The organism is Yersinia massiliensis CCUG 53443, assembly GCF_000312485.1.
Classification (GTDB): Bacteria; Pseudomonadota; Gammaproteobacteria; order Enterobacterales; family Enterobacteriaceae; genus Yersinia; species Yersinia massiliensis.
In genome coordinates, this window is sequence record NZ_HE997644.1 from 68,023 (window position 1) to 91,663 (window position 23,641).

Consider the following 23,641-nt stretch of genomic DNA (forward strand, 5'->3'; position numbering starts at 1 on the left):
TTTAGTGCAACGATTTTCAATTTTACTATTTGATTTTTATTGAAAATTCTTCGTTGACAACAACGCGAATTGCTTTTTATAGTGACCCTGACTTCTCCGCAAGAACGCCAACGTTGTCGGCTTGTGGTTATGGCAATAGAGCCCTCGCAATGTCTTTCAGACTTTGCTGGGCTTTTTTTTTGGCTTTTTTTCAGACCCACCTTTTAACCAATGCCAGGGGTACTTATGTCCAGAATGAAATGGTCCAAAATTAAATGTCATTACGCCACGCTCCCTATCGCGCTGGCCGCTGCCTTTGCCGTCACCTACTCGGGGATGTCGATAGCGGCAGAAAATCCGGTCAAAATTGGTTTGCTGGAAGATGCATCAGGCAACTTTGCCCTGCCCGTTATCCCCAAAATTCATGCCACAGAGCTGGCTGTTGAAGAGATAAATGCCAAAGGCGGCATACTCGGACGCCAAATCGAGTTAGTCAAATACGATACGCAATCCGATAACACCCGTTTCCAACAAATGGCACGCCGCTTAATTAAAAACGACAAAGTGGATGTGATATTCGGCGCGTTCTCCAGTGCCTCACGCGAAGCTATTCGCCCGATTATGGATCGCGAAAAACAGCTCTATTGGTACAACAACCAATATGAAGGCGGCGTATGTGACTCCAATGTGTTCGTCACTGGCGCAGTGCCAGAACAACAGTTCTCAACCTTGATTCCTTGGATGATGGAGAAGTACGGCAAAAAAGTTTACACCATTGCCGCCGACTATAACTTTGGTCAAATCTCGGCTGAATGGGTGCGCAAAATTGTGGAAGAGAATGGCGGCACCATGGTGGGTGAAGAGTTTATTCCGCTGAGTGTCTCGCAATTCGGTCAAACCATTCAGAACATCCAAAAAGCCAAACCAGACTTCGTGATGACGCTGCTGGTGGGTGCAAACCAATCGTCTTATTACGAGCAACAAGCCGCTGCAAAACTCAATTTACCGATGGGTAGCTCCGTCAACGTGGGTCAAGCCTATGAGCACAAACGCTTTAAAGCGCCTGCACTGAAAGATATGTATATCACCGCTAACTACATTGAAGAGGTGGATACCCCAGCCAGTAACGACTTCAAACAGCGTTTCCACGCCAAATTCCCGGATGAGCCTTATATCAATCAGGAAGCCGCGAATGCTTACGATGCAGTTTATCTGTACAAAGCGGCCGTCGAGAAAGCCGGCAGCACCGATATGGAGGCCGTGCGTAAATCACTGGAAAGCGGTGATATCTGTACCGATGGTCCTTCCGGCAAAGTCTGTATCGATCCGAAGAGCCACCATTTGAGCCACACCATCTATCTGGCTCATGTGAAGGATGACCACTCCATCGAGATCCCGAAAGTGTGGACGGACATTAAACCCTATTGGTTAGGTGAAGCCGGTTGTAACTTGCCGGTAAAACCGGATAACAGCCAGTACACGCCGTCATCTCCGCCTAAAAAAGCTTAACTTTGGCGACCTTGGAGGGAAGTGACCGCCGCTGGCACGCTTCCCTGTGTTATCCCCTTTCAAGGGTGTCCATCAGGACACCGAGGATTGCCAAACGATGTTAACGCTCTCCTTTCTCTATTCGGTGATTTACCAGTTTGGCGATAACTTCGCCTATCTGGTGCTGGCAGCGCTGGGGCTGGCGGTTATCTTTGGCATGATGGGCGTGATTAATCTGGCACATGGCGAATTCATTATGTGTGGCGCTTACGTCACCATTTTAATGAATAAAGCAGGCTTACCACTGCCTTTTGCCATGTTGGCGGGTACTTTAGCGGCGGCATTTTTCGGCGGTGTGGTTGAGCGTCTTGTCGTGCGCCATCTCTATGGCCGCTTATATGATTCGGTGGTCGCAACCTGGGCAATCAGTTTGATTGTACAGCAAAGTATGCTGCTGATCGCTGGCCCCTCACTGGAAGGTCTGTCGACCCCCTTCGGTTCTTTCACCCTCGGTGAATACTCGTTTGCCACGTATCGCGCCTTACTGCCCTTCTTTGCGATCGCCATCCTAATGGTGCTCTATTGGTTGTTCTTCCACACCAATTACGGCGTCTGCGCCCGAGCCACTATCCAGAATGCGCGCATGGCATCCTGTCTGGGGTTGGAAACCGACCGAATTTATACCCTGACATTTGCACTCGGCGCAGGCTTGGCCGGATTAGCAGGGGCCATTTATGCCCCAACATTGACCGCCGTCCCCACCATGGGCAGCAGTTTTATTGTGCAAGCCTTTGTTTCGGTAGTTGTTGGTGGCGCAAATGTTCTGGTTGGCACCATTCCTGCAGCAGTGGCGTTAGGCGCAATACAAACGGGGCTGAATTCTTGGTATGGGCAACTGGCGGGTCAAATTGGCTTACTGGTCACCGCTGTACTGGTTATCCGCTTACTGCCAAACGGTGTTGGCAGCCTGTTTACCCGTAACCGCTAGGAGCCGCATGTGACAACGACCTCTCTTAATGTATCGGCGGATAGCGCGAAGAAACGCTCGCTATCCCAGACTCGACTAATAGCCCTGTTGGTGCTGGCGGTAGCCCTAGCTCTGCCACTGGTGATAGACAGCGCCATGGTCGGTGACCTCTCCTACTTCCTACTGTGGACATTCTGCGCCATTGGGTTAGCGGCCATGTGGGGCCATGGCGGCATTTTATCATTCGGGCAGACCGCGTTCTTTGGCCTTGCCGGTTATACCTACGGCGTGATGACGCTCAATTTTGGCGACGGCGTGCTCTCCACGTGGTCCGGCTTAGTGATGGCATTGCTGGTGGCCGCAGCCGTGGCGGCAGCACTGGGCTATCTGATGTTCTACGGTGGGGTGACCGGCATTTTTATCGGCATTGTGACTTTATCGTTCACGCTGGTATTAGAAACCTTTATGTCGCAAACCGCGGGGCCGCAATGGGCTATCGGCAGTGCGCGATTGAATGGTTTTAATGGGATGTCCGGCATGCCGCCGCTCTCTTTGCCGTGGTTTGATGGCCAGTTACTGACACTCGAAGGCAATAGCTTCTACTACCTGATTATTGTGCTGCTGGCCGGTGTGTATTGGGGCGTTCGGCGGTTATTACGCTCTGATTTTGGCCTCACATTGGCTTCCATCCGTGAGAATCCACGTCGGGCAGAAATGCTGGGAATTGATATTCGCCGCTACCAACTGTTGGTGTTTGTGTTGGGGGGGGTGCTCTCCGGTTTATCTGGCGCACTTTATACCCTGTGGGGCTCTTACATCACGCCATCTTCGATGGGGCTGACCGCCGCCGCCATGCCGGTTATCTGGGTCGCCACCGCTGGGCGTAAGAATATCTTTGGCACCGTGGTCATCACTGCCTTATTGGTCTGGTTATCCCAATGGTTGGCTATTTATGGCAGTGAATACGCCATGATCCTGCTTGGTGCCATTCTGCTGTTTGTGGTGCTTGCCGCGCCTAATGGCTTACTACCTTGGTTAGCGGAGAAATTCACCCGCTTATCTGCCGCGCGCCAGAAAAAAGGGGCATCACTATGAGTCAGGCATCGCAAGAACTGATCCTTGAAACCCGTGGACTGAGCAAACGCTTTGGCGGCATTCAGGTGATCAATCAAGTCGATATGCAAATTCGTCGCGGTGAAGTGCGCTGCGTCATTGGCCCCAATGGGGCCGGTAAAAGTACCTTTTTCAAGTTACTCACTGGCGAGCATGCCCCGAGCGATGGCGATATCCGTTTCTTTGATCGGCGGTTAAATACCTTGGCTCCCTTTCAGCGCATTCGGATGGGGATGAGCATTAAGTTCCAGATCCCCGGCATCTTCCCTGAGCTGACCGTTGAGCAGCATTTGCAATTGTCGCTCAGTCACTTGCGCCCAGAAGTGCGTTCGCAGGCCATGAGCGTCGATGCCCTGTTAGAGCGCTTTAAGCTCACCACGGAATACCATCAGTTGGCCGGCAATTTATCTCACGGCAAAAAGCAGTGGCTAGAAATTGCCATGGCGGTGTCGCTACAACCGACTTTATTGATGCTGGACGAACCGGTTGCGGGCTTATCTATCGATGAAACCTACCTCACCGGTGAACTGATTAAGCAGATGCAAGACGACGGCCTGACGCTCATGGTGGTGGAGCACGACATGACATTTGTGCGCCAAATTGCCTCGCAAGTCACAGTGCTACATGGAGGGAAAGTGTTCGCCGATGGCAATGCCGCCGAGGTGCTCGCCCGTGAGGATGTGGCCGATATCTATTTGGGGAAATCAGTATGAATAGCGTGGTGTTGCAAATAGAAGAGCTGACAGGGGGTTATGGCGGCGGCCAAGTACTCAATGGCGTCACGCTGCAACTGCATGCAGCGGAAGTGCTGGGCTTAATTGGCCGTAATGGCGTGGGGAAAACCACGCTGATGCGTACCTTGATTGGGGCCGTACCGAGCAAACACGGCAGCATTTTATTAGGGGAAATCGACATCACACAAGCTTCACCGCAGCGCCGCGCCCGCTTAGGCGTCGGTTACGTTCCGCAAGGGCGTGAAGTGTTTGCCGGTTTAACCGTGGCTGAGAATCTGCAAGTCGGGATGCAATTTGTCCGTGAACATCGCGAATTCGCCAAAGACTTGCTGGAGCGCGTACTGGATTACTTTCCGATTTTGCGCCAACGGCTCAAACAAAAAGCCGGCACCATGAGTGGCGGCGAACAACAGCAATTGGCGATTGCCCGCGCATTAGTCGGTTCGCCCAAAGTCTTACTGCTGGATGAACCCTCTGAAGGCGTTCAACCCTCTATCGTCAACATCATTGCCGATACCTTGGTGCGCATTGCTCGCGAACTGCATGTTGCCGTGATTCTGGTCGAGCAGGATATCGCCATGATCCAGCGCGCCGCACAACGTTGCGCCGTGATGGATAAAGGCCAAGTGGTGGAAACCCTGACACAACAACAACTTTCCGATGATCTTTTAATGCGCCGTCATCTGGCTCTGTGACCGGATGCCCTTAATACGTGGAGAATTGCTAATGAAATGGCTCGAAGAATCAATCATGGTCAAACGCGGTGTGGGTGCTGGGCGTAAACCGGTGACCCACCATCTGACGGAAGAGATGCAAAAAGAGTTTCACTACACCATCGGCCCCTACTCGACGCCGGTGCTGACCATTGAACCGGGCGATCGGGTGATTGTCGATACGCGGGATGCCTTTGAAGGGGCGATCAATTCAGAGCAAGACATTCCAAGCCAACTGCTCAAAATGCCGTTTCTCAACCCGCAAAACGGCCCCATCATGGTCAACGGTGCCGAGAAAGGCGATGTGATTGCGGTTTATATCGAGTCCATGTTGCCGCGCGGCGCTAACCCCCACGGTATCTGCGCCATGATCCCGCATTTTGGTGGACTGACCGGTACCGACTTGACCGCCATGCTCAATGACCCGCTGCCTGAGAAAGTGCGCATGATTAAGCTCGACAGCGAAAAGGTCTACTGGAGCAAGCGCCATACCCTGCCCTACAAACCCCATATTGGCACGTTGAGCGTGTCGCCAGAGATTGACTCGATCAATTCACTGACACCGGATAATCACGGCGGGAATATGGACGTGCCGGATATCGGGCCAGGCAGCATCACTTATCTGCCGGTGCGCGCGCCCGGTGGCCGTTTGTTTATCGGCGATGCGCATGCTTGTCAGGGCGATGGGGAGATTTGCGGCACCGCCGTGGAATTTGCCTCAATCACCACCATCAAAGTGGATTTAATCAAAAACTGGCAGCTCGCTTGGCCGAGGATGGAAAACGCCGAAAACATCATGAGTATCGGCAGCGCACGGCCGTTAGAGGATGCGACCCGCATTGCCTACCGTGACCTTATTTATTGGTTGGTGGCCGATTTTGGCTTCGAGCAATGGGACGCTTATATGCTCCTGAGCCAATGCGGCAAGGTGCGCTTAGGCAACATGGTCGACCCTAAATACACCGTCGGTGCCATGTTAAACAAAACACTGTTTGCCCAATAACCACGGCGCACGTCGTTATTCTCCCCTGATCTCGGTCGGGGGAGGAACTGAGTACTGATTATCACGCTTTTTCACCCAATTCAGACGCATAAGCAGGTGCATATGGGATCCGATACCCCAGTCAATATTGGCTTACTGTACTCCTTCAGTGGAGTGACAGCGGCACAAGAGCGATCACAATGGCGTGGCGCGATGCAAGCTATTGCCGAAATAAACCAAAATGGCGGTATCAACGGCAGGCCACTGCATGCCATTCATTTTGATCCACAATCTGATGATGTGCAGTTCCGTGCATTGGCAGAGCAGTTAATCGTCGAGCACGACGTGAATGTGATCTTTGGCGGTTACACCTCCAGTAGCCGTAAAGCCATGTCGCCGGTGGTGGAGAAATATCGGCGGTTACTGTTCTATTCGCAACTGTATGAAGGCTTTGAGTTTTCAGAAAATATTTTCTATGGCGGGGCCGCGCCCAACCAAAATTGTGTCCAGTTGGCGGATTACCTGACGGGGCAATTTGGCGCACGAGTGTATTTAATTGGCTCGCGTTATATCTACCCGTATGAATGTAATCGCAACATGCAGGAACTTATCCTGCAACGCCATGACGGCGCGGTGATTGGCGAGCGCTACCTTGACCTGAATGCGCCCTATGAAGCGTTTTTGCCCATCATCGAGGAGATCGCCAAAAAGCAGCCGGACTTCATTTTCAGTACCGTGGTGGGACAAACCGTTCCGTTCTTGTATCAGGCTTATCAGGCGGCAGGTTTAGATCCCGCCCGTATGCCCATTGGCAGCCTGAATACATCAGAAACTGAGATTGCCATTATGGGGGCAGAAGTGGCGCAAGGGCATTTCAGCTCCGCCCCCTATTTCCAAAGTGTCAGCACCAAGGCGAATCAAGCGGCACTGAAACAGTTCCATCAGCAATTCGGGCCGGAACTCACCACGGACATGAATTGGGAAGCCACTTACAGCCAAGTGCATTTGTTTGCCAAGGCCATGGCCGAATGTGGCAGTGACCATATCTATCCATTGTCTGCCGCCCTGCGAGGAAGCCAATTTGATGCGCCACAAGGCCGTATTCGAATTGATCCTCTGAATCAGCACACCGGACTCTACCCTCGGATTGGGATGGCGAATGAACAGGGGCAATTTACCGTGGTGCAGGAGTCACGCCGGATTGTCGAACCCGACCCGTATATGACGAACCAGATTCAGGGAGATTGGGTCACGAAACTCACGACAGTGGGGTATCCCCATGCGACCTAGCGACAGCAGAATCAGCGCCACCGCGTTATTACTCAGCCGAGGGATTCGTTGCGTGGTCTTGCACCCCGACGACGAGGACGGTGAAACGCTCACCAATCATTTACGCCGTATGGGGTTTAAGGTACAAGCCTTCTGGCCCATCCCTGAGCAACTCCCCGCGGATACGGACCTGATTTTCTATGCATTACAGTCTGATAACCCCGAACCGGATGTGTCATGGCTTAACCCCCACAAACACGCCCTGATTGCGGTTATCGCGTATGAGAACCCGACGTTTATTGACCAAGCGCTCAGCATGGGGGCGGGGGCCACGATAACCACCCCGCTTCGTGCCTCAGGACTGCTCTCGGCCATGGTCTTTGCCTTACACCATGCCCAACAGCAACGGCAAATGCGCGATCAAATAGAACGGCTAGAAAAAAAGGTGCTGGGGGTCCGCCAAGTCAGTGAAGCCAAAGCCATCTTGATGCGGATGCACAGTATTGGCGAAGAGCAAGCCTACGAGATCTTACGTCATCAAGCCATGGACAAGCGCATCACCGTTGAGGAGATCTCATGCGCATTAATTCAGGCCAATGACATTTTCTCTTGGACGACACCCACCGCCCCCCATAACCGAAAGAACTGAACACGGATCGCTCGGTCAAGCGCCGAGCCTAATATGACTTTTTCGAGCCTAACATTGCCTAATTGCGAGGATAATCATGTCGATAGCCCCTTTTACTGCGGCCGCCATTCAGTTTGAACCCTTAATGTTTGCCAAAGAGGCAAATGTCCGTCAATTACTGGCACTGGTCGAGCAGGCGGCGCAACAAGGTGCACGCCTGATTACCACGCCAGAAATGGCAACCACCGGCTACTGTTGGTTTGATCGACAGGAAGTTGCGCCGATGGTCGAAACCGTTCCCGGTGAAAGCACAGCCCGTTTTACTGAATTAGCACAACGTTATCAATGCCATATCGTCTTGGGTATGCCGGAAGTAGACCCTGCCACTTCGCTCTATTACAACAGCGCCGTGTTGATTGGGCCGCAAGGCGTGATCGGTTGCCATCGCAAAAGCCACCCCTATATTTCTGAACCTAAGTGGGCGGCCGCGGGTGACGTTGGGCATCAAGTGTTTGAAACCCCACTGGGGCGCATCGGAATGCTGGTGTGTATGGATATCCATTTCCCAGAAACTGCCCGTTTACTGGCACTGGAGGGAGCCGATATCATCTGCCATATCAGCAATTGGCTGGCAGAACGCACGCCTGCCCCCTATTGGATCAGCCGCGCCATGGAGAATAGTTGTTATTTGATTGAAAGCAATCGCTGGGGGCTGGAGCGTGGTGTCCAATTTAGCGGGGGCAGTTGCATCATTGAACCTGATGGATCTATTGCCGCCGTGGTCGATGGCGGGGACGGTATTGCCTACGCCGAAGTCGACATTCGCCGCAGCCGCCAGCGCCAAGTCTTGGGGGAACCGGTTTTTGATCAGCGCCGCCCTGCCGATTATCACGCGCTACTCTGCGACAGTTTCCTGTGGAATCCACAAGATTTCTTTGGTCTTTACGGGCAAAAACCGTTACCTGCGGGTAAGCAAAGCCGCCTGACGGTAGCGCAGTTCCCCTCCGTTGAGCAAGTGGAAGCCAATCTGGCGGCGATAACCGCCATGGCCGAAGATGCGGTGTTGCAGCAAGGCAGTGAACTGATTGTGTTCCCTGAATTAGCCTTAACGGGTTATCTCGCGGGCGCGGCTCAGGCTCAAACACTCGACAGCCCCGCCGTGCAAGCGCTGACTCGCCTCGCCATGAGATTGCGGGTCTATCTGGTGGTGGGGATGGCCGAACAGCAGCAGGATAGAGACTACAACACGCAAGTGCTGTTTGGCCCCGAAGGGATTGTCGGCACTTACCGGCAAATGCAACTTTCTCAGGCGCATCAACAGTGGGCCAGCGCTGGCGAGCAGTGGAGTGTCTTCGATACCGCACTGGGCAGAGTGGGATTACTGTTAGGCCATGATGCCTTATTACCGGAATCGGGCCGTATTTTGGCATTGATGGGCTGCGATATCATTGCCTGTTCTGCCGCCCTACCCGCCGGTTTTACCGCCGCCCATGCCGGCAGTACTGTCCAGCAAAATTACCCTATCCCGACAGGGGCCGATCCGCTGCACTGGCACTTATTCCGAACCCGAGCGGGGGAAAATAATCTGTATTTTGCCTTTGCAAATGCGGTTGATGAAACTCATGAGCAAGGTGGGTTTAGCGGTATCTTTGGGCCTGAAACCTTCACTTTCCCACGGCAAGAACAAGTGCTGTGGCAGACATCACAAGCGGTCACTCAAACCATTGATACCCGTTCTCTGGTGGGTAGCGCCTATCCCACCAATGTGGTGCGCCGCAAAGACCTCGTTGCCATGCGCCAGCCGCATCACTATAAGTTGCTACTGAGTTAAGTTGCTACTGACTTAAATTGCTACTAAGTGAAGGCCCAAAACGCACTCAATCCCAGTGATGTTGGCTGGGGTTGAGGCGAAAACACCACCTCATCTGCACATATGTGCAAAACCCACCACATTACGCAAAATAAAAATGTGATCACAATCCAAAATTTGTTCGGAATAATCCTCGCCAACACAAAATACCGATTTTCATTTATTTAATATAAATCAACCCATTAAGTATTTTGGCACATCTGTGCAATATCCATTCTGTATTAGGGCGTTTGTTTTAGATTAATTAGGCGAGATAAAGGCAGGATGCGTTATTTCATGCTTTTGACTTAAAAAATGGAAAGTGATTATATCAAGTCATAGATAACCTAATGACATTTGCACAAATGTGCAAGAGGCTGAAATGGAAAAGAGCGATGATCTACGCCTGATGGTGAAAATTGCACAAATGTATTACGAGCAAGATTTCACGCAAGCTGAGATAGCGCGGGCGCTGGGGATTTACCGTACCAGCATCAGCCGAATGCTAAAAAAAGTCCGCGAACAAGGCATCGTGACGATTTCAATTAATTACAACTATAACGAGAATTTGTTGCTGGAACAGCAATTGAAATCGCGCTTTAAATTACGCGAGGCGATTGTGGTTTCTTCAGAAGAAGATCAGTCGCCAGAACATCAACTCCAATTAATGGCAAAACATTGCTGCGCACTGCTGAACCGTATTATTGAGAATGGCGATATTCTGGGCTTCTCTTGGGGCAGTGCGATTGCCACCTTAGTTGAGCAAATGGACATGTCAGCGGTATCACGCCAATTAACCTGTATCCCGATGGTCGGTGGCCCGTCAGGTAAATTAGAGAGTCGCTACCATGTGAATACCTTGGTTTACAGCGCCGCCATGAAATTAAAAGGTGAATCACTGCTGATTGATTTCCCCGCGATTCTGGAGAAAAGTGTTATTCGTGACGGTATCGTGCAATCTCAGCATTATCAGGCGATCGCCGATTATTGGCAGCGATTAGATATTGCTATATTCGGTATTGGTTCCCCGAATATTTCCGGTAATTCTACTTGGCGTGCATTTTATGGCAGTGATGTGATTGACCACTTTAATGAAAGGCAGGTTGCTGGGGATATCTGTTCACGCTTTTATGATTTACAGGGTAATCCTGTTGAAACCTATATTTCCGATAAAACTATTACTATCGAGTTAGATAAAATTAAAAAAGCCCGTTATTCCATTGGTATTGCCCACTCACATGACAAAATTAGCGGAATTATTGGTGCCATCAAAGGAAAATACATTAATAGCTTGGTGACGACGAAAGAAACCGCCGAGGAGATACTCAAGCTCACGGCATAAGCATGATGAAAATAGTATTAATCACGCCGATTGGCGTGTGGCTAACCACAAACGAAATTTGAATAAAAAAGAGTATCGAATGAATGATTGGCTTAATTTTAACGGTCACGTTAATGCGGGGGAAATAACATGGTAAATGTCATTTTTTGTGCTCACGGTGATTTAGCCGTTTCAATGCTAAATTCCGTCAATATGGTGTATGGCGAGACACAGAATATTACTCCGCTGCTGTTTAACCGTGGTGAGAATGCTGAGGATTTGGTCATGAGAATGCAGGATGTCATGGCGAAGAGTGAAGAAAACGCGTGGCTGATTGCAGTCGATTTGCAAGGTGGCAGCCCCTATAACGCCGCCGCTCGGCTAGCCTTTGGTGACAGCCGCATTCAGGTCGTCAGTGGCTTATCACTGCCGCTGGCGCTGGAAATTGCCGATAACCAACACAGCATGGCCGCAGAAGAACTGACGGATTATTTACTGGAAATCGGCGCGCAATGCGTGCAGTCATTCCGCCATCAACAGAATATTGCAGAAGAAGAGGCAGACTTTATATGAAAATCAATCTGGCAAGAATTGACGACCGGCTGATTCATGGCCAGGTCACCACCGTCTGGGCGAAAGAGGCCAAGGCCGAGCGCATTATTATCTGTAGTGATGAAGTCTATAACGATGACATCCGTAAGACGCTATTAAAGCAAGCCGCGCCTCCGGGCATCAAAGTGAATGTGGTCAATATTGAAAAAGCCGTCGCTGTTTATCACAACCCCAATTATAGCAATGACACCGTTTTCTATTTATTCACCAATCCAACCGATGTTTTACGGTTAGTGGATGAAGGGGTGAAAATTAATGTCATTAATATTGGTGGTATGGCGTTTAAACAGGGAAAACGGCAATTAACAAAAGCCGTTTCTGTTGATCAAAATGATATTAATGCTTTTTATGCCTTAGGTGAACGCGGTGTTCATTTAGATTTGCGGGTAGTCACTTCCGATCCACAAGTGGATGTGATTAAAAAATTAAAAGAACTGGAGTCTAAAGAGCGAAACTAAATATCAAAAATAAGTATCAGCAAATATTAATCACTCAGGTCTTAATAAACATTTAAATCCGATTACTTAACCTGGGCAATGACACTATTTAATATGACTCCATGGCCATCTCAGCCAAGGGGAAATAGGGGCATATTGCCGAAAGGGGTCCACCATGGAAATCAGTTTACTACAGATTATCTTAATATTTATTTTCGCCTGCATCGCCGGTATCGGCAGTGTGCTGGATGAATTCCAAACGCATCGGCCATTAATCGCTTGTACCATTACCGGCCTGATCCTCGGTGATATGACGACTGGCGTGATCCTCGGCGGGACGCTGGAGCTCATCGCCTTGGGCTGGATGAACGTGGGCGCGGCACAATCCCCCGATTCTGCGCTGGCCAGTATCATTTCCACCATCTTAGTCATTGTTGCTCACCAAAATATTGCCACAGGGATTGCTATCGCCTTGCCAGTGGCGGTAGCCGGTCAGGTTCTCACTGTCTTTGCGCGCACCATCACCGTGGCTTTCCAACATGCGGCAGACCGCGCGGCAGAAAGTGCCAATTTTGCGATGATTGATTTAATGCATGTCTCCGCCCTGCTGGTTCAGGCGTTGCGCGTCGCCATACCTGTGCTGATCGTCTCTATTTTTGTCAGTGCTGACACCGTCACTCACATGCTCAATGCCATTCCAACCGTGGTCACTCACGGGCTACAAATCGCGGGCGGGTTTATCGTGGTGGTTGGTTACGCCATGGTGCTCAACATGATGGGCGTGAAGTACCTGATGCCCTTCTTCTTCCTCGGTTTTATTGTCGGCAGCTACCTCGGTTTCAGCCTGCTCGCGTTCGGTGGTATCGGCCTGATTATCGCCCTGCTGTATATCCAGTTAAATCCTCTTTATCAGAAACCGGCGGCCCCAGCAGCCCAAGGCAATCACGCCAAACTCGATGAATTAGAAGACTAGGAGACGCCGACATGAGCACACCAAGCAAACAAATCACCCGCTCTGACCTGTTTAAAATGTTTTTACGCAGCAACTTGCAACAAGCCTCTTTTAACTATGAGCGTATCCATGGTCTGGGCTTCTGCTATGACATGGTGCCCGCGATTAAGCGCTTGTATCCGCTGAAAGAAGACCAGATTGCCGCGTTAAAACGTCACTTAGTGTTCTTCAACACCACACCTGCCGTCTGCGGCCCAGTGATTGGTGTGACCGCCGCGATGGAAGAAGCGCGTGCCAATGGTGCCGACATTGATGAAGGCGCGATTAATAGCCTGAAAGTGGGGCTGATGGGGCCTTTGGCAGGTGTGGGTGACCCATTAATTTGGGGGACATTACGCCCCATCACTGCGGCATTAGGGGCTTCATTAGCGCTGAATGGCAATGTATTGGGGCCGATTCTGTTCTTCCTGTCGTTCAACTCTGTCCGTCTGGCGCTGAAATGGTTTGGCTTGCAATACGGTTTCGCCAAAGGGGTCAATATCGTGAAAGACCTCGGCGGTAACCTGCTGCAAAAACTGACCGAAGGGGCGTCTATTCTGGGCCTGTTTATCATGGGGGTATTGGTCACCAAATGGACCAGTATCAATGTGCCGCTGGTGATTTCGAAAACGCCAGCACAGGACGGCACCACCGTGACCATGACCGTGCAGAACATTCTGGATCAACTCTGCCCCGGCTTGCTGGCACTGGCGCTCACCCTGTTAATGATGCGTTTACTCAAACGCAAAGTTAACCCTATTTGGCTTATTTTCTCCCTGTTTGGCCTCGGAATTGTAGGCTCATGGCTTGGCATTCTTTCCTAATTAATGCCGGGGAGTTTTTTTATTCGCACTGTTGTTTTAATTATTCATGATGATTGAGGTGGTTCCGCATGAAAACGAAAGCGTTACGTTTATATGGCAAAAATGACTTACGTCTGGAGAGTTTTACTTTACCGGAAATCGGCGATGATGAGATTTTGGCGACCGTGGTGACCGACAGTATTTGCCTCTCGTCATGGAAGGAGGCCAATTTGGGCGCGGACCATAAAAAGGTGCCCGATGATGTGGCAGAAAACCCGATTATTATCGGCCATGAGTTTTGCGGCGATATTTTGCAAGTCGGCAAGCACTGGCAGCACAAATTTAAGCCTGGCAGCCGTTATGTGATTCAGGCCAATTTGCAGTTACCTGACCGCCCCGATTGCCCTGGGTACTCATTCCCTTATATCGGTGGTGAAGCCACTCACGTGGTGATCCCCAATGAGGTGATGGCGCAAGATTGCCTGCTGCCTTATGAAGGCGAGAGCTATTTCGAAGGGTCACTGGTGGAGCCACTTTCTTGCGTTATCGGCGCATTTAACGCCAATTACCATCTGGTTCCCGGTACTTACCAACATAAAATGGGCATCAAGCCCAACGGCCATGTGTTGATTCTAGGCGGTACAGGCCCGATGGGGTTATTGGCCATCGATTATGCCTTGCATGGGCCAGTGAATCCGGCTTTATTGGTCATCACTGACCGCCACCAGCAAAAACTCGATTATGCCGCTCGCCTCTACCCGAGTGAGCCGCAAACGCAAGTGCATTACCTCAATACGCAGCACACCGAGGACCAATTTGAGCGCTTAATGGCGCTGACTGATGGCAAAGGTTACGACGATATTTTTGTTTTCGTGCCGTCAGCGGAATTGGTGACGTTGGCATCAAGTCTGCTGGCACCGGATGGCTGCTTTAATTTCTTTGCCGGTCCGCAGGATAAGCATTTTATGGCGTCAGTTAATTTCTACGATATTCATTATTCATTTACCCACTATGTCGGTACCTCCGGCGGTAATACTGACGATATGCGCGAAGCGGTGAGTTTGATTGAAGCGAAGAAAGTGAATGCGGGCAAAGTGGTGTCCCATATTTTGGGGCTCAATGATGCCGCAGACACCACACTGAATTTACCCAAAATTATCGGCGGTAAAAAACTGGTGTATACCGGCAAAAATATCCCGCTGACGTCATTGAGTGAGTTAATGAGCCAGCCACAAACTTTGCCATTATTGCAGGAGTTACAGACTATTTTGCGTAAAACGGAGGGGTTGTGGTCGAAAGAGGCTGAAGATTTCGTGTTGGCTTACGCCCCCGAGATTTAATTTTTCCGCATCAAAAACGCAGGGGAAACCAACGGTTATCGCGCTTCCCCTGCGCCCTTCACGCGATCTCTTTATCTTCTTTATCTTCCGGCAAATGCTTCGCCGTTGACTCATCAGTGGTGGCATCGTTCTCGACAGCACTGAGCAACACATCCAGCAAGCCGGGGAAGCGGGCATCAATATCCTCGCGCCGCAGCGATAATAGGCTTTCGCGCCCGCAGGGCCGCTGCCAGATAACCCCACTTTCACGTAATACGCGCCAATGATGGGTCAGGGTTGACTTAGATAACCCGTGCACCAAGGTGCCGCAGGCATGTTCCCCCCCTGCCGCCAATCGACGAACCACCGCTAATCGCAGCGGGTTTCCTAGCGCCGTCAGCACATTTTCCAACCTGATCTGCTCACGTTCGGGGTGATTTGCAATCATAGCGTTCCTATCAATAAACAGCCGTTCCCGTGCCAATTGCCCGACAAACTACCTGATCGAGCCATCTCAACTGATCCTTCGCGGGCGGCAATATAGCCTATACTTCATCTCGACCCTACGACTAAATTCCGAGTCTACTCTCATTCTAGTGCAATGCTGTTAAGCGAGTACGTGTTGAACAGCCCCCCCTCAAACCCGATTCATCGCCATTATTGCATAGTTTAAGAACAAATAATTAAATTGTACGTGTATATTCGTACAATAAGCCTATACTGATCGCGATCAGGTGACCATTCGAGGTCACAGGACATTTAACCAAACAACTTCCCGGTGGCGCGTCAAATCGCCCGCCCCGAAATTGCCATTATCTACTAAGGACTTCATATGGCACGTAAAACTCCTATCGAGCGCTATCGCAACATCGGTATCTCCGCCCACATCGACGCCGGTAAAACTACCACTACTGAGCGTATTTTGTTCTACACCGGCGTTAGTCATAAGCTGGGTGAAGTGCATGATGGCGGCGCGACAACTGACTGGATGGCTCAGGAGCAGGAACGTGGCATTACCATTACATCGGCTGCCGTGACCTGTTTCTGGAAAGGTATGGATCATACCTTGCCGGAGCACCGTATTAATATTATCGATACCCCTGGGCATGTGGATTTCACCATTGAGGTGGAACGTTCTATGCGGGTACTCGACGGTGCAGTCATGGTGTACGACGCAGTGGGTGGCGTACAGCCACAGTCTGAAACGGTGTGGCGTCAGGCCAATAAATATCGTGTGCCGCGCTTGGCATTCGTTAACAAGATGGACCGCCCGGGTGCTGATTTCTTCCGCGTGCGGCAGATGATGATCGACCGTTTGAAAGCGAATCCGGTGCCGATCGTGATCCCGATTGGCAGTGAAGATAGTTTCACCGGCGTGGTGGATCTGCGGTTAATGCGCGCCATTATCTGGGATGAAGCCTCTCAGGGCATGACGTTCAGCTATGCGCCGATTCCAGAAAACCTGCTGGCGACCGCCAATGAGTGGCGCGAGAAGATGGTGTCCGAGGCGGCTGAAGCCTCTGAAGCGTTGATGACAGAATATCTGGAAACGGGCGATCTGACGGTAGAGGAGATCACTGAAGGTCTGCGTATCCGCACCATTGCCGGTGAAATCCAGCCGATGATGTGCGGTAGCGCCTTTAAAAACAAAGGGGTGCAACGCATGTTGGACGCCGTCGTAGAGCTGATGCCATCACCGGTCGATATTCCGCCGGTCAGTGGCACCGATGAAGACGGCAACGAAGTCAGTCGTCAGGCCGATGATAATGAAAAATTCTCGGCGCTGGCGTTCAAACTGATGACCGACCCCTACGTCGGCCAACTGACTTTCGTGCGCGTCTATTCGGGCGTTCTGCGTAAAGGCGACAGCGTGTATAACCCGATTCGCGGCAAGAAAGAGCGCATTGGTCGTATTGTCCAGATGCATGCCAATAACCGCATTGAAGTGGACGAAATACGCGCCGGTGATATCGCCGCTTGCGTCGGTTTGAAAGATGTCACGACGGGGGAAACGCTGTGTGATCCAGACGCGGTAATTACGCTGGTGCGCATGGAATTCCCTGAGCCGGTGATTTCGCAAGCCATTGAGCCTAAAACGAAAGCGGATCAGGAGAAAATGAGCCTCGCGCTGCAACGACTGGCTTCGGAAGATCCCTCATTCCGAATTCGCACGGACGAAGAATCCGGTCAGACCATTATTTCCGGTATGGGTGAGTTGCATCTGGAGATCATTGTCGACCGCATGAAGCGTGAGTTTGGCGTCGAAGCCAATATCGGTAAGCCGCAAGTGACCTACCGTGAAACTGTGCGCAAAACCGTGACGGATGTGGAAGGTAAATTTGTTCGCCAATCCGGCGGTAAAGGGCAATACGGCCATGTGGTCTTTACTCTTGAACCACAGGAAGCAGGCAGCGGCTTTGCCTTTGTCGATGCGACAAAAGGCGGCGTGGTCCCCCGTGAGTTTATCGGCGCAGTTGAAAAAGGGGTGCTTGAAGCCACCAACACCGGTGTGCTGGCCGGTTATCCGGTGGTGGATGTGAAAGTGACGCTGACGTTCGGTTCCTATCACGAGGTCGACTCCTCTGAGCTGGCGTTTAAAATGGCCGCCATCTTTGGTTTCAAAGAAGCGGTTAAGCGTGCATCACCGGTGATTTTGGAGCCTGTCATGAGCGTTGAGGTGGAAACACCAGAAGAGTACGCCGGTAACGTGATGGGGGATCTCTCGTCTCGCCGTGGCATGGTGCAAGGAATGGAAGAGATGATTGGTGGCGGGAAGATTATCCGCGCAGAAGTGCCGTTATCCGAAATGTTCGGTTACTCCACCACGCTGCGCTCGATGTCCCAAGGCCGAGCAACCTACACCATGGAGTTCAAACATTACGCCGAAGCACCGCGCAATGTTGCTGATGCGATTATTGCCGCTCGCGGTAATAAAGGTTAATTCGCTTTAGCCCGCAGTTAGCTTCATCAAACAGTTAACTTCATCACACAGTTAGCTTCATCACACAAGACCGCCGGTAGATATTGACCGGCGGTTTTTTTATGGGCTAGATGGTTTATCTGGGGTAGAGAGTTTGTAAGGAATAGATCGTTTTTATGGGATCAAAATAAATCAGAATGACTGCCGACACGGTACAGCTTAATCTCTTCTTTAGTACGTTGATAAATTAACAATAAATCTGGCATACCATGACATTCAAGGTAACCGATATAGTTCCCTATCAATGGATGTTCGGCTCTGATAAACAATGGTTAACATTGTTACCAACCAAGGTCACGTTTAAGCGCATCGACTGTATCAGCACGGTAAACTTCCACCCCGTTTTCTAGGTCACGGATAGCCTGCAAGGTTTCCTGATTGGGTTGCAGCAAATCGATCGGTAACTCAGCATTAACAGCTAAGCGATTGACGACCATGCGGATCACGGTAGACAGATCAAGTCCGAGGGCTTTAGCATTCGCCATGGCAGCGGCTTTTGATGCGGGTGAAACTCTGGCACGAACGACAGTATCCGTCATATTGACCTCCAATAGATTACAATTACTGTAGCCACAGTGTAGCCACGACGTAGCTACAATTCAACTATTGTTTTATTCGGTTTCACATGACATGGCATTTTGCCCAAATTCATCACTGACTGTAAAAGCGCTAGCGATGATTTGAAAAAAACCTCAGCTAAACCGGCTAAAAAGTCACTGGCGTATTGACCCATAACACCCTCGCGGTGGACTCGCCAATATTACGGTAACCATGGGGTACATGGCTGGGGAAATAAAAAGAATCCCCCACATTGAGCAGATAAGTCTCCTCACCTAAATACAGCGCAATTTCCCCCTCAAGCACATAGCCCATCTCCTCACCATGATGTTCGATTTGCCCATCACTGGCGACGCCAGGTTCGATGATATGAATGTTTCCTTGTAGCAGCCCACCTTTGTGATGATGGGTGAGATTCTCCAGCTCAATACCGCCCTTTTTACTGCGGTGAACAAAACGCTTACGAACGCGTTGTTCTGGCTTCAGGACCGGTGAATCAGCCACCCAGCTCTCGGCCATCAAATCTGAAATATTGGTTTCCAGCGCGCTCGCTAACCTGTGCAACATCGCCAAGGAGGGTGACGCGACTTCGTTCTCCAGTTTGGACAGCAAACTCTCAGAGCACCCGACTTTCTGCGCCAACTGTTTGAGCGTGATGTCCTGCGCCAAACGAGCATGACGTAAACGCATCCCTAAATCAGACAAAACAAAACCGCCGTTATCACCGTTTTTTTTCATAAGTTGGTATCTGCTACTGAAAGAGGCTCAAACGCCCAGCGTGTCCGTGCCGGGCAATATTTATCACATCGGTACTGGCCGCCAAAATAGCCGCTTATGCCGTCACACTAAAATGCACATCCTGCGGGTTACAGCCATTAATAGGCACAATGTCTTGTGGGCAAGCTGACATGACGACAATACAATCCAGCTCGGCGCGGATCTCAACGTAATCCCCCGCTTTGCTCACCGTCGGTAACCACGAGATGGTGTAATCCGGATTAACCGGCGTATTCATCCACAAATTCAACGGTTGCGGAACTTCACGCGCCCGTAACCCGATCGCATTGAGCGCCAACCGCATATTATCGGCGCAACTGTCGTGGTATTCAGTGATCCCCATATTGCTATAGCGATAAAGGTCACAGGCGGCAATCAGCGTATCGTGTACGCCCGGTGAAGTATCCGTTATCAGTGTCCCAATCGCACGACGCTGGTTGGTGACTAATGCATCTCCCGGTTGCGGAATGATTTTATCAATAAATGCGCGCGTGTGTTCCATTGATGAGAACTCACTGAGATCTGCGCTATTAAACAGCCATGTGTCACACACCTGACTGCCTGGGGTGTTGGTAATGCGGATAACCTGTCCTTGACTCAGCTTCACCGCCCGACCACAGCGGGCAGGCACGGTATACACCTCACCGAATACCGGCGTACCGTCGGCAGAGATGGGGGAAGATAACGTGGCATTCGTGCCCAGCGCGCTACCATTGTCTTTGTCACAGCAAGCAGGATAAGTGTGGATGCTCATGAGGAACTCCTATGGGTTGGTTTGCCAGTTCTGTCAGGCAGCAGGCTAATGCCTTCGCGCCGAGGTACAGATACTGAGGGTCGGTGTATTCAGCCGGGTTATGGCTGATGCCGTTATGGCTAGGAACAAAAAACATACTGGTGGGGCAATGGCTGGCCAGATGCATCGCATCATGGAATGCCCCAGAGGTCAGGGTGGTGGTATCGATTTGTAGCGCCTGCGTACAGGCATATTGCTGCGCCAGTAATTGAGCATTGAACGCCACCGGCGGGTGGCTAAAAACGCACTCGACCAACACATTGTCAGCGGCAATTTGCTGCATCCAGTCATCAAACTGCGCTAAAACCGCAGGATCTTCGTGGCGAAAATCCAGTGTAAAAGTGGCACGACTGGCAATCGTATTGATGGCATTCGGCTCCACTTCCCAGCGGCCAAAGGTCAACCTTAATTGGTCAGCGGGCAGCGTTGCCGCCTGTTCTTCTAACTGTTGAGCCATCTGGCGAGCCAGTGACATCGCATCTTTACGATCGCCCATTGGCGTGGTGCCAGCATGGGCAGACTGCCCCAAGCAGCTCACTTGATACCAGCGAACGCCCTGAATGCCCTGCACCACGGCCAAGGGTTGATTCGCTTTCTCGAGCACTGGCCCTTGCTCAATATGTAACTCGACAAAAGCGGCCATCGGCACTGTTCCGCGCCGAGGCAGATGCGGGAAGCGCTGGTGACAGCGCGCTAACGCTTGCTGGAGCGTAACCCCCTGCGCATCCTGATGATGCCGATAATCAGCCAAGCGCTGCGGCTGAACAAAGGCACTCGACCCCATCGCGCCGGGTGAAAAACGGCTGCCCTCTTCATTCATCCAGATAGCCACTTCAATGGGGCGCAGCGTAGTGATCTCGGCATGAGCTAAGGCACTTAAACATTCCATACCGGCAATCACGCCATAACAACCATCAAGATTGCCACCGCAGGGTTGCGTATCAATATGGCTGCCGGTGACAACCGGTGGTAAATCTTCGCGGCCAGCACGGCGGATAAACAGGTTGGCGCAATCATCGGTGATCACTTCGCAACCTAATGCGAAAGCCCAATCAATCAACCAGGCTCTGGCGGCTAACTCTTCGCCTGACAAGGCCTGACGATTGACACCCCCGTGAGGTAATGCACCAAATTCGGCCAGTTGTGCCAGTCGCGCCATTAAGCGTGGCTGGCTGATATAGTCGGCGACCTGTACGCCTACGCCCTTAAGCATGCCCGACCTCCGACTCATCCAATTGCAGCGGGCGTTTAAACCACGGCGCTAAAAATGCTTGCAGGCGAGCAGTCTGCGGCTGGCGGAACATCGTGGCGGGGGCACCACTTTCTACGATGCCGCCGTCTGCCATAAACACCACTCGGGACGAAATTTTGGCGGCAAATGACATCTCATGGGTCACCATCACCATGGTCATTCCCTCGTTAGCCAAGGCTTTTATGACGTCGAGCACCTCTTCTACGCGCTCAGGATCAAGTGCGGAAGTCGGCTCATCGAGCAACAGGAGTTCCGGCTCAAGCGCTAATGCTCTGGCGATCCCAACCCGTTGTTGCTGCCCGCCAGAGAGGCGGGATGGACGCGCTTGTGCTTTGTCTGACATCCCAACTTGCGCCAGCACCGCTTGCGCTTTTTGGTGCGCCTGATCTCGTGACCACTTTTTCCCTAATACCAAGGGCGCACAAACATTTTCCAGCACGGTCATGTGCGGCCACAGGTTAAATTGCTGGAATACCATCGCCAGTGGGCGGCGCACCTCAGCAATCAAGGCGGCGCTATCACGATGTTTTACCTCACGCCCTGCCCCGCTGTAGCCCAGTAGTTGCCCTTTGATCAAGACTTCCCCTTCGTCATAGGCTTCGAGGAAATTCATGCAGCGTAACGCGGTGGTTTTTCCTGATCCGGATGGGCCAATTAAGGTGACAATTTCACCGGCATTCACCGTCAAATTAATCCCTGCCAGTACCCGATGATGGGCAAAAGATTTGCCGACGTTGCGTAATTCAATAATGGGTCCGGTATTCATCATGTTATCCCTCTATGGCCTGACGGCTGAGTAAACGCACACTCACACTGATACCCTGCGCCAACAGCCAATAACTGAGGATCAACAAGGTATAAGGCACGATGTAGGTATAGGTATTCGCCACTATCTGCCCAGTGGTCATGGTCAGTTCAGGCACGGTGATAATGGATGCCACCGCACTCTCTTTAATGGTCAAAATAAATTGGTTGCCCAGTAGCGGTAGGCTAAAGCGCAGGGCTTGTGGCGTTTGAATGTGCCAAAAGCATTTCCACGCTGAGATATCATGTACTTGCGCCGCTTCTAACTGCCCTTGCCCGATGCTTTTCCAAGCGGTACGGAAGATCTCGCCAAAATAGGCAGAGCTGTAGATAGCCAGTGATAACACCGTGGCTTCAATGGCGGTTAACGTCACGCCAATCGCCGGCAGACCAAAGTAGAACACTGCCAGTTGCGCCAGATAAGGCGTGCCTCGGATAATCCACACGTAAGTTCGCCACGGCCAATACAACCAAAGGTAATGTCGACATAGCGCCTGCAAAATAAACCCAGCGATGGCCCCAACGACGGCGGCACTCATGCTGATACCCAGCGTGACGCCTAAAGCTCGGGCATAATCCGGCAAATAAAGGAAAAAATCGTTCATCGGCTCTCCTTATGCCAGCGCCGTTCAACATAGCTACCGAGCAGTGCCAATAAGCTGGTCAGCACCAAATACGACAGTGCAATGGCGATATACACCTCTAATGGTCGATAGGTCGCCGAGGCTAATTGCTGTCCGACTCGCATCAGATCGGTTATGGCTATCACCGACACCACGGCGGAGGCTTTAATCACGTCAATTAATTCTGAAATCAATGACGGCAACGTTAACCGCAGCACTTGTGGGATCTGGATATGCCATAGCGTCTGGCGCGCACTTAATCCGCACATGGCCGCGGCTTCTAGCTGCCCTGCGGAGATTGCCGCAAAGCCGCTGCGTAAAATTTGTGATTGATAGGCGGCGGTATTGAGCGTCAGCGCCAATACCGCGGCAACATAACCCGGCAATGACAACCCCAATTCGCCGGGCAGGTAGTAGCACAACAACACCTGAGCCAGCACGGGGGTACCACGAAATAAGCTGATATAGACACGGGCGAATCCTCTGCTAAAGCGTGAGCGGCCACTTTCCATCCGGTCAATCACGACACCGATAAAAAAGCCAGCCACAATGGCAACGGCGCACAGCGAGGCAGTCGTTACCGCGCCGTCTATCAACATCGGCAGCCAGCCCATCAGCAATTGAAAGAAATCCCCCATCGTCTTACCTC

General features: G+C 51.4%; 24 protein-coding genes and 1 pseudogene. 16 read left to right on the forward strand and 9 right to left on the reverse strand.

Going from position 1 to position 23,641, the window contains the following annotated elements:
* Nucleotides 1–321 precede the first annotated feature (321 nt).
* The 15 genes from BN68_RS09390 (at nt 322) to BN68_RS09460 (ending at nt 15,226) form a co-directional block, all read left to right on the forward strand.
* Nucleotides 322–1,488, forward strand: coding sequence for an urea ABC transporter substrate-binding protein (locus BN68_RS09390; RefSeq protein WP_176396474.1), 1,167 nt, complete (start codon nt 322–324; stop codon nt 1,486–1,488).
* Nucleotides 1,489–1,585: 97 nt separating this feature from the next.
* Nucleotides 1,586–2,455: an ABC transporter permease subunit gene (locus BN68_RS09395; protein WP_019210920.1), complete on the forward strand. Its 870-nt coding sequence runs from the start codon at nt 1,586–1,588 to the stop codon at nt 2,453–2,455.
* A 9-nt stretch (nt 2,456–2,464) separates the two neighbouring features.
* A complete protein-coding gene (locus tag BN68_RS09400) occupies nt 2,465–3,529 on the forward strand; it encodes an ABC transporter permease subunit (protein ID WP_042806610.1) in 1,065 nt (354 codons plus the stop codon).
* Nucleotides 3,526–4,260, forward strand: coding sequence for an ABC transporter ATP-binding protein (locus BN68_RS09405; RefSeq protein WP_019210922.1), 735 nt, complete (start codon nt 3,526–3,528; stop codon nt 4,258–4,260). The genes BN68_RS09400 and BN68_RS09405 overlap by 4 nt, the downstream gene beginning before the upstream one ends.
* Nucleotides 4,257–4,976, forward strand: a complete 720-nt coding sequence (locus tag BN68_RS09410) for an ABC transporter ATP-binding protein (RefSeq protein ID WP_019210923.1) — start codon at nt 4,257–4,259, stop codon at nt 4,974–4,976. The genes BN68_RS09405 and BN68_RS09410 overlap by 4 nt, the downstream gene beginning before the upstream one ends.
* Nucleotides 4,977–5,007: 31 nt before the next feature.
* Nucleotides 5,008–5,997 carry an acetamidase/formamidase family protein gene (locus BN68_RS09415; protein WP_019210924.1) on the forward strand — a complete coding sequence of 330 codons (990 nt, stop codon included), beginning with the start codon at nt 5,008–5,010 and terminating at the stop codon, nt 5,995–5,997.
* A gap of 102 nt (nt 5,998–6,099) precedes the next feature.
* Nucleotides 6,100–7,266 carry a transporter substrate-binding domain-containing protein gene (locus BN68_RS09420; RefSeq protein ID WP_019210925.1) on the forward strand — a complete coding sequence of 389 codons (1,167 nt, stop codon included), beginning with the start codon at nt 6,100–6,102 and terminating at the stop codon, nt 7,264–7,266.
* Nucleotides 7,256–7,894: an ANTAR domain-containing response regulator gene (locus BN68_RS09425; RefSeq protein WP_019210926.1), complete on the forward strand. Its 639-nt coding sequence runs from the start codon at nt 7,256–7,258 to the stop codon at nt 7,892–7,894. Before BN68_RS09420 ends, BN68_RS09425 begins: the two co-directional genes overlap by 11 nt.
* Nucleotides 7,895–7,970: 76 nt before the next feature.
* Entirely contained in the window at nt 7,971–9,704 is a 1,734-nt protein-coding gene (locus tag BN68_RS09430; RefSeq protein ID WP_019210927.1) for a nitrilase-related carbon-nitrogen hydrolase, read from the forward strand.
* Nucleotides 9,705–10,104: 400 nt separating this feature from the next.
* On the forward strand, nt 10,105–11,064 hold the full coding sequence (locus BN68_RS09435; RefSeq protein WP_019210928.1) for a sugar-binding transcriptional regulator: 960 nt from the start codon (nt 10,105–10,107) through the stop codon (nt 11,062–11,064).
* Between the two features lie 129 nt (nt 11,065–11,193).
* Nucleotides 11,194–11,616, forward strand: a complete 423-nt coding sequence (locus BN68_RS09440; protein ID WP_042806611.1) for a mannose/fructose/sorbose PTS transporter subunit IIA — start codon at nt 11,194–11,196, stop codon at nt 11,614–11,616.
* On the forward strand, nt 11,613–12,113 hold the full coding sequence (locus BN68_RS09445) for a mannose/fructose/sorbose PTS transporter subunit IIB (protein WP_042806612.1): 501 nt from the start codon (nt 11,613–11,615) through the stop codon (nt 12,111–12,113). Before BN68_RS09440 ends, BN68_RS09445 begins: the two co-directional genes overlap by 4 nt.
* A 154-nt stretch (nt 12,114–12,267) precedes the next feature.
* Nucleotides 12,268–13,065 carry a PTS mannose/fructose/sorbose transporter subunit IIC gene (locus BN68_RS09450; protein ID WP_019210929.1) on the forward strand — a complete coding sequence of 266 codons (798 nt, stop codon included), beginning with the start codon at nt 12,268–12,270 and terminating at the stop codon, nt 13,063–13,065.
* 11 nt (nt 13,066–13,076) lie between these two features.
* Nucleotides 13,077–13,907, forward strand: a complete 831-nt coding sequence (locus BN68_RS09455; protein ID WP_019210930.1) for a PTS system mannose/fructose/sorbose family transporter subunit IID — start codon at nt 13,077–13,079, stop codon at nt 13,905–13,907.
* Between the two features lie 68 nt (nt 13,908–13,975).
* Nucleotides 13,976–15,226 carry a zinc-binding dehydrogenase gene (locus BN68_RS09460; RefSeq protein ID WP_019210931.1) on the forward strand — a complete coding sequence of 417 codons (1,251 nt, stop codon included), beginning with the start codon at nt 13,976–13,978 and terminating at the stop codon, nt 15,224–15,226.
* Between the two features lie 58 nt (nt 15,227–15,284).
* On the opposite strand, the gene BN68_RS09465 is transcribed toward BN68_RS09460, so the two are convergent.
* The gene (locus BN68_RS09465; RefSeq protein WP_019210932.1) at nt 15,285–15,653 is read right to left on the reverse strand and encodes an ArsR/SmtB family transcription factor; all 369 of its coding nucleotides are present in this window, start codon (nt 15,651–15,653) and stop codon (nt 15,285–15,287) included.
* Between the two features lie 384 nt (nt 15,654–16,037).
* Here BN68_RS09465 and fusA point away from each other — a divergent pair, with 384 nt between their 5' ends.
* Entirely contained in the window at nt 16,038–18,146 is a 2,109-nt protein-coding gene (gene fusA / locus BN68_RS09470) for an elongation factor G (protein ID WP_019210933.1), read from the forward strand.
* A gap of 161 nt (nt 18,147–18,307) precedes the next feature.
* Here fusA and BN68_RS24325 read toward each other — a convergent pair.
* The 8 genes and pseudogenes from BN68_RS24325 to BN68_RS09510 all read right to left on the reverse strand — a co-directional run.
* Nucleotides 18,308–18,439: pseudogene (locus BN68_RS24325) on the reverse strand (type II toxin-antitoxin system RelE/ParE family toxin); the annotation flags it as partial.
* A 27-nt stretch (nt 18,440–18,466) separates the two neighbouring features.
* Nucleotides 18,467–18,724, reverse strand: a complete 258-nt coding sequence (locus BN68_RS09480) for a type II toxin-antitoxin system RelB/DinJ family antitoxin (RefSeq protein ID WP_019210934.1) — start codon at nt 18,722–18,724, stop codon at nt 18,467–18,469.
* 166 nt (nt 18,725–18,890) lie between these two features.
* Complete coding sequence (locus BN68_RS09485; RefSeq protein ID WP_019210935.1) at nt 18,891–19,481, reverse strand: cupin domain-containing protein; 591 nt, start codon at nt 19,479–19,481, stop codon at nt 18,891–18,893.
* 94 nt (nt 19,482–19,575) lie between these two features.
* Nucleotides 19,576–20,274, reverse strand: a complete 699-nt coding sequence (locus BN68_RS09490) for a DUF1989 domain-containing protein (RefSeq protein WP_019210936.1) — start codon at nt 20,272–20,274, stop codon at nt 19,576–19,578.
* The gene (locus BN68_RS09495; RefSeq protein WP_019210937.1) at nt 20,243–21,526 is read right to left on the reverse strand and encodes a M20 family metallo-hydrolase; all 1,284 of its coding nucleotides are present in this window, start codon (nt 21,524–21,526) and stop codon (nt 20,243–20,245) included. Before BN68_RS09495 ends, BN68_RS09490 begins: the two co-directional genes overlap by 32 nt.
* Nucleotides 21,519–22,334 carry an amino acid ABC transporter ATP-binding protein gene (locus BN68_RS09500; protein WP_042806613.1) on the reverse strand — a complete coding sequence of 272 codons (816 nt, stop codon included), beginning with the start codon at nt 22,332–22,334 and terminating at the stop codon, nt 21,519–21,521. The genes BN68_RS09495 and BN68_RS09500 overlap by 8 nt, the downstream gene beginning before the upstream one ends.
* 1 nt (nt 22,335) lies before the next feature.
* Complete coding sequence (locus BN68_RS09505; protein ID WP_019210939.1) at nt 22,336–22,974, reverse strand: amino acid ABC transporter permease; 639 nt, start codon at nt 22,972–22,974, stop codon at nt 22,336–22,338.
* Nucleotides 22,971–23,630, reverse strand: coding sequence for an amino acid ABC transporter permease (locus tag BN68_RS09510; RefSeq protein ID WP_019210940.1), 660 nt, complete (start codon nt 23,628–23,630; stop codon nt 22,971–22,973). The genes BN68_RS09505 and BN68_RS09510 overlap by 4 nt, the downstream gene beginning before the upstream one ends.
* Nucleotides 23,631–23,641 lie beyond the last annotated feature (11 nt).

What these genes read in the sequence shown, in the direction of transcription:
- BN68_RS09430 (WP_019210927.1), top strand. Translation starts at nt 7,971, where the DNA reads ATGTCGATAGCCCCTTTTACTGCGGCCGCCATTCAGTTTGAACCCTTA.
- BN68_RS09395 (WP_019210920.1), top strand. Translation starts at nt 1,586, where the DNA reads ATGTTAACGCTCTCCTTTCTCTATTCGGTGATTTACCAGTTTGGCGAT.
- BN68_RS09450 (WP_019210929.1), top strand. Translation starts at nt 12,268, where the DNA reads ATGGAAATCAGTTTACTACAGATTATCTTAATATTTATTTTCGCCTGC.
- BN68_RS09495 (WP_019210937.1), bottom strand. Translation starts at nt 21,526, where the DNA reads ATGCTTAAGGGCGTAGGCGTACAGGTCGCCGACTATATCAGCCAGCCA.
- BN68_RS09440 (WP_042806611.1), top strand. Translation starts at nt 11,194, where the DNA reads ATGGTAAATGTCATTTTTTGTGCTCACGGTGATTTAGCCGTTTCAATG.
- BN68_RS09500 (WP_042806613.1), bottom strand. Translation starts at nt 22,334, where the DNA reads ATGATGAATACCGGACCCATTATTGAATTACGCAACGTCGGCAAATCT.
- BN68_RS09465 (WP_019210932.1), bottom strand. Translation starts at nt 15,653, where the DNA reads ATGATTGCAAATCACCCCGAACGTGAGCAGATCAGGTTGGAAAATGTG.
- BN68_RS09505 (WP_019210939.1), bottom strand. Translation starts at nt 22,974, where the DNA reads ATGAACGATTTTTTCCTTTATTTGCCGGATTATGCCCGAGCTTTAGGC.
- BN68_RS09410 (WP_019210923.1), top strand. Translation starts at nt 4,257, where the DNA reads ATGAATAGCGTGGTGTTGCAAATAGAAGAGCTGACAGGGGGTTATGGC.
- BN68_RS09490 (WP_019210936.1), bottom strand. Translation starts at nt 20,274, where the DNA reads ATGAGCATCCACACTTATCCTGCTTGCTGTGACAAAGACAATGGTAGC.
- BN68_RS09405 (WP_019210922.1), top strand. Translation starts at nt 3,526, where the DNA reads ATGAGTCAGGCATCGCAAGAACTGATCCTTGAAACCCGTGGACTGAGC.
- BN68_RS09435 (WP_019210928.1), top strand. Translation starts at nt 10,105, where the DNA reads ATGGAAAAGAGCGATGATCTACGCCTGATGGTGAAAATTGCACAAATG.
- BN68_RS09420 (WP_019210925.1), top strand. Translation starts at nt 6,100, where the DNA reads ATGGGATCCGATACCCCAGTCAATATTGGCTTACTGTACTCCTTCAGT.
- BN68_RS09425 (WP_019210926.1), top strand. Translation starts at nt 7,256, where the DNA reads ATGCGACCTAGCGACAGCAGAATCAGCGCCACCGCGTTATTACTCAGC.
- fusA (WP_019210933.1), top strand. Translation starts at nt 16,038, where the DNA reads ATGGCACGTAAAACTCCTATCGAGCGCTATCGCAACATCGGTATCTCC.
- BN68_RS09510 (WP_019210940.1), bottom strand. Translation starts at nt 23,630, where the DNA reads ATGGGGGATTTCTTTCAATTGCTGATGGGCTGGCTGCCGATGTTGATA.
- BN68_RS09445 (WP_042806612.1), top strand. Translation starts at nt 11,613, where the DNA reads ATGAAAATCAATCTGGCAAGAATTGACGACCGGCTGATTCATGGCCAG.
- BN68_RS09460 (WP_019210931.1), top strand. Translation starts at nt 13,976, where the DNA reads ATGAAAACGAAAGCGTTACGTTTATATGGCAAAAATGACTTACGTCTG.
- BN68_RS09485 (WP_019210935.1), bottom strand. Translation starts at nt 19,481, where the DNA reads ATGAAAAAAAACGGTGATAACGGCGGTTTTGTTTTGTCTGATTTAGGG.
- BN68_RS09455 (WP_019210930.1), top strand. Translation starts at nt 13,077, where the DNA reads ATGAGCACACCAAGCAAACAAATCACCCGCTCTGACCTGTTTAAAATG.
- BN68_RS09415 (WP_019210924.1), top strand. Translation starts at nt 5,008, where the DNA reads ATGAAATGGCTCGAAGAATCAATCATGGTCAAACGCGGTGTGGGTGCT.
- BN68_RS09480 (WP_019210934.1), bottom strand. Translation starts at nt 18,724, where the DNA reads ATGACGGATACTGTCGTTCGTGCCAGAGTTTCACCCGCATCAAAAGCC.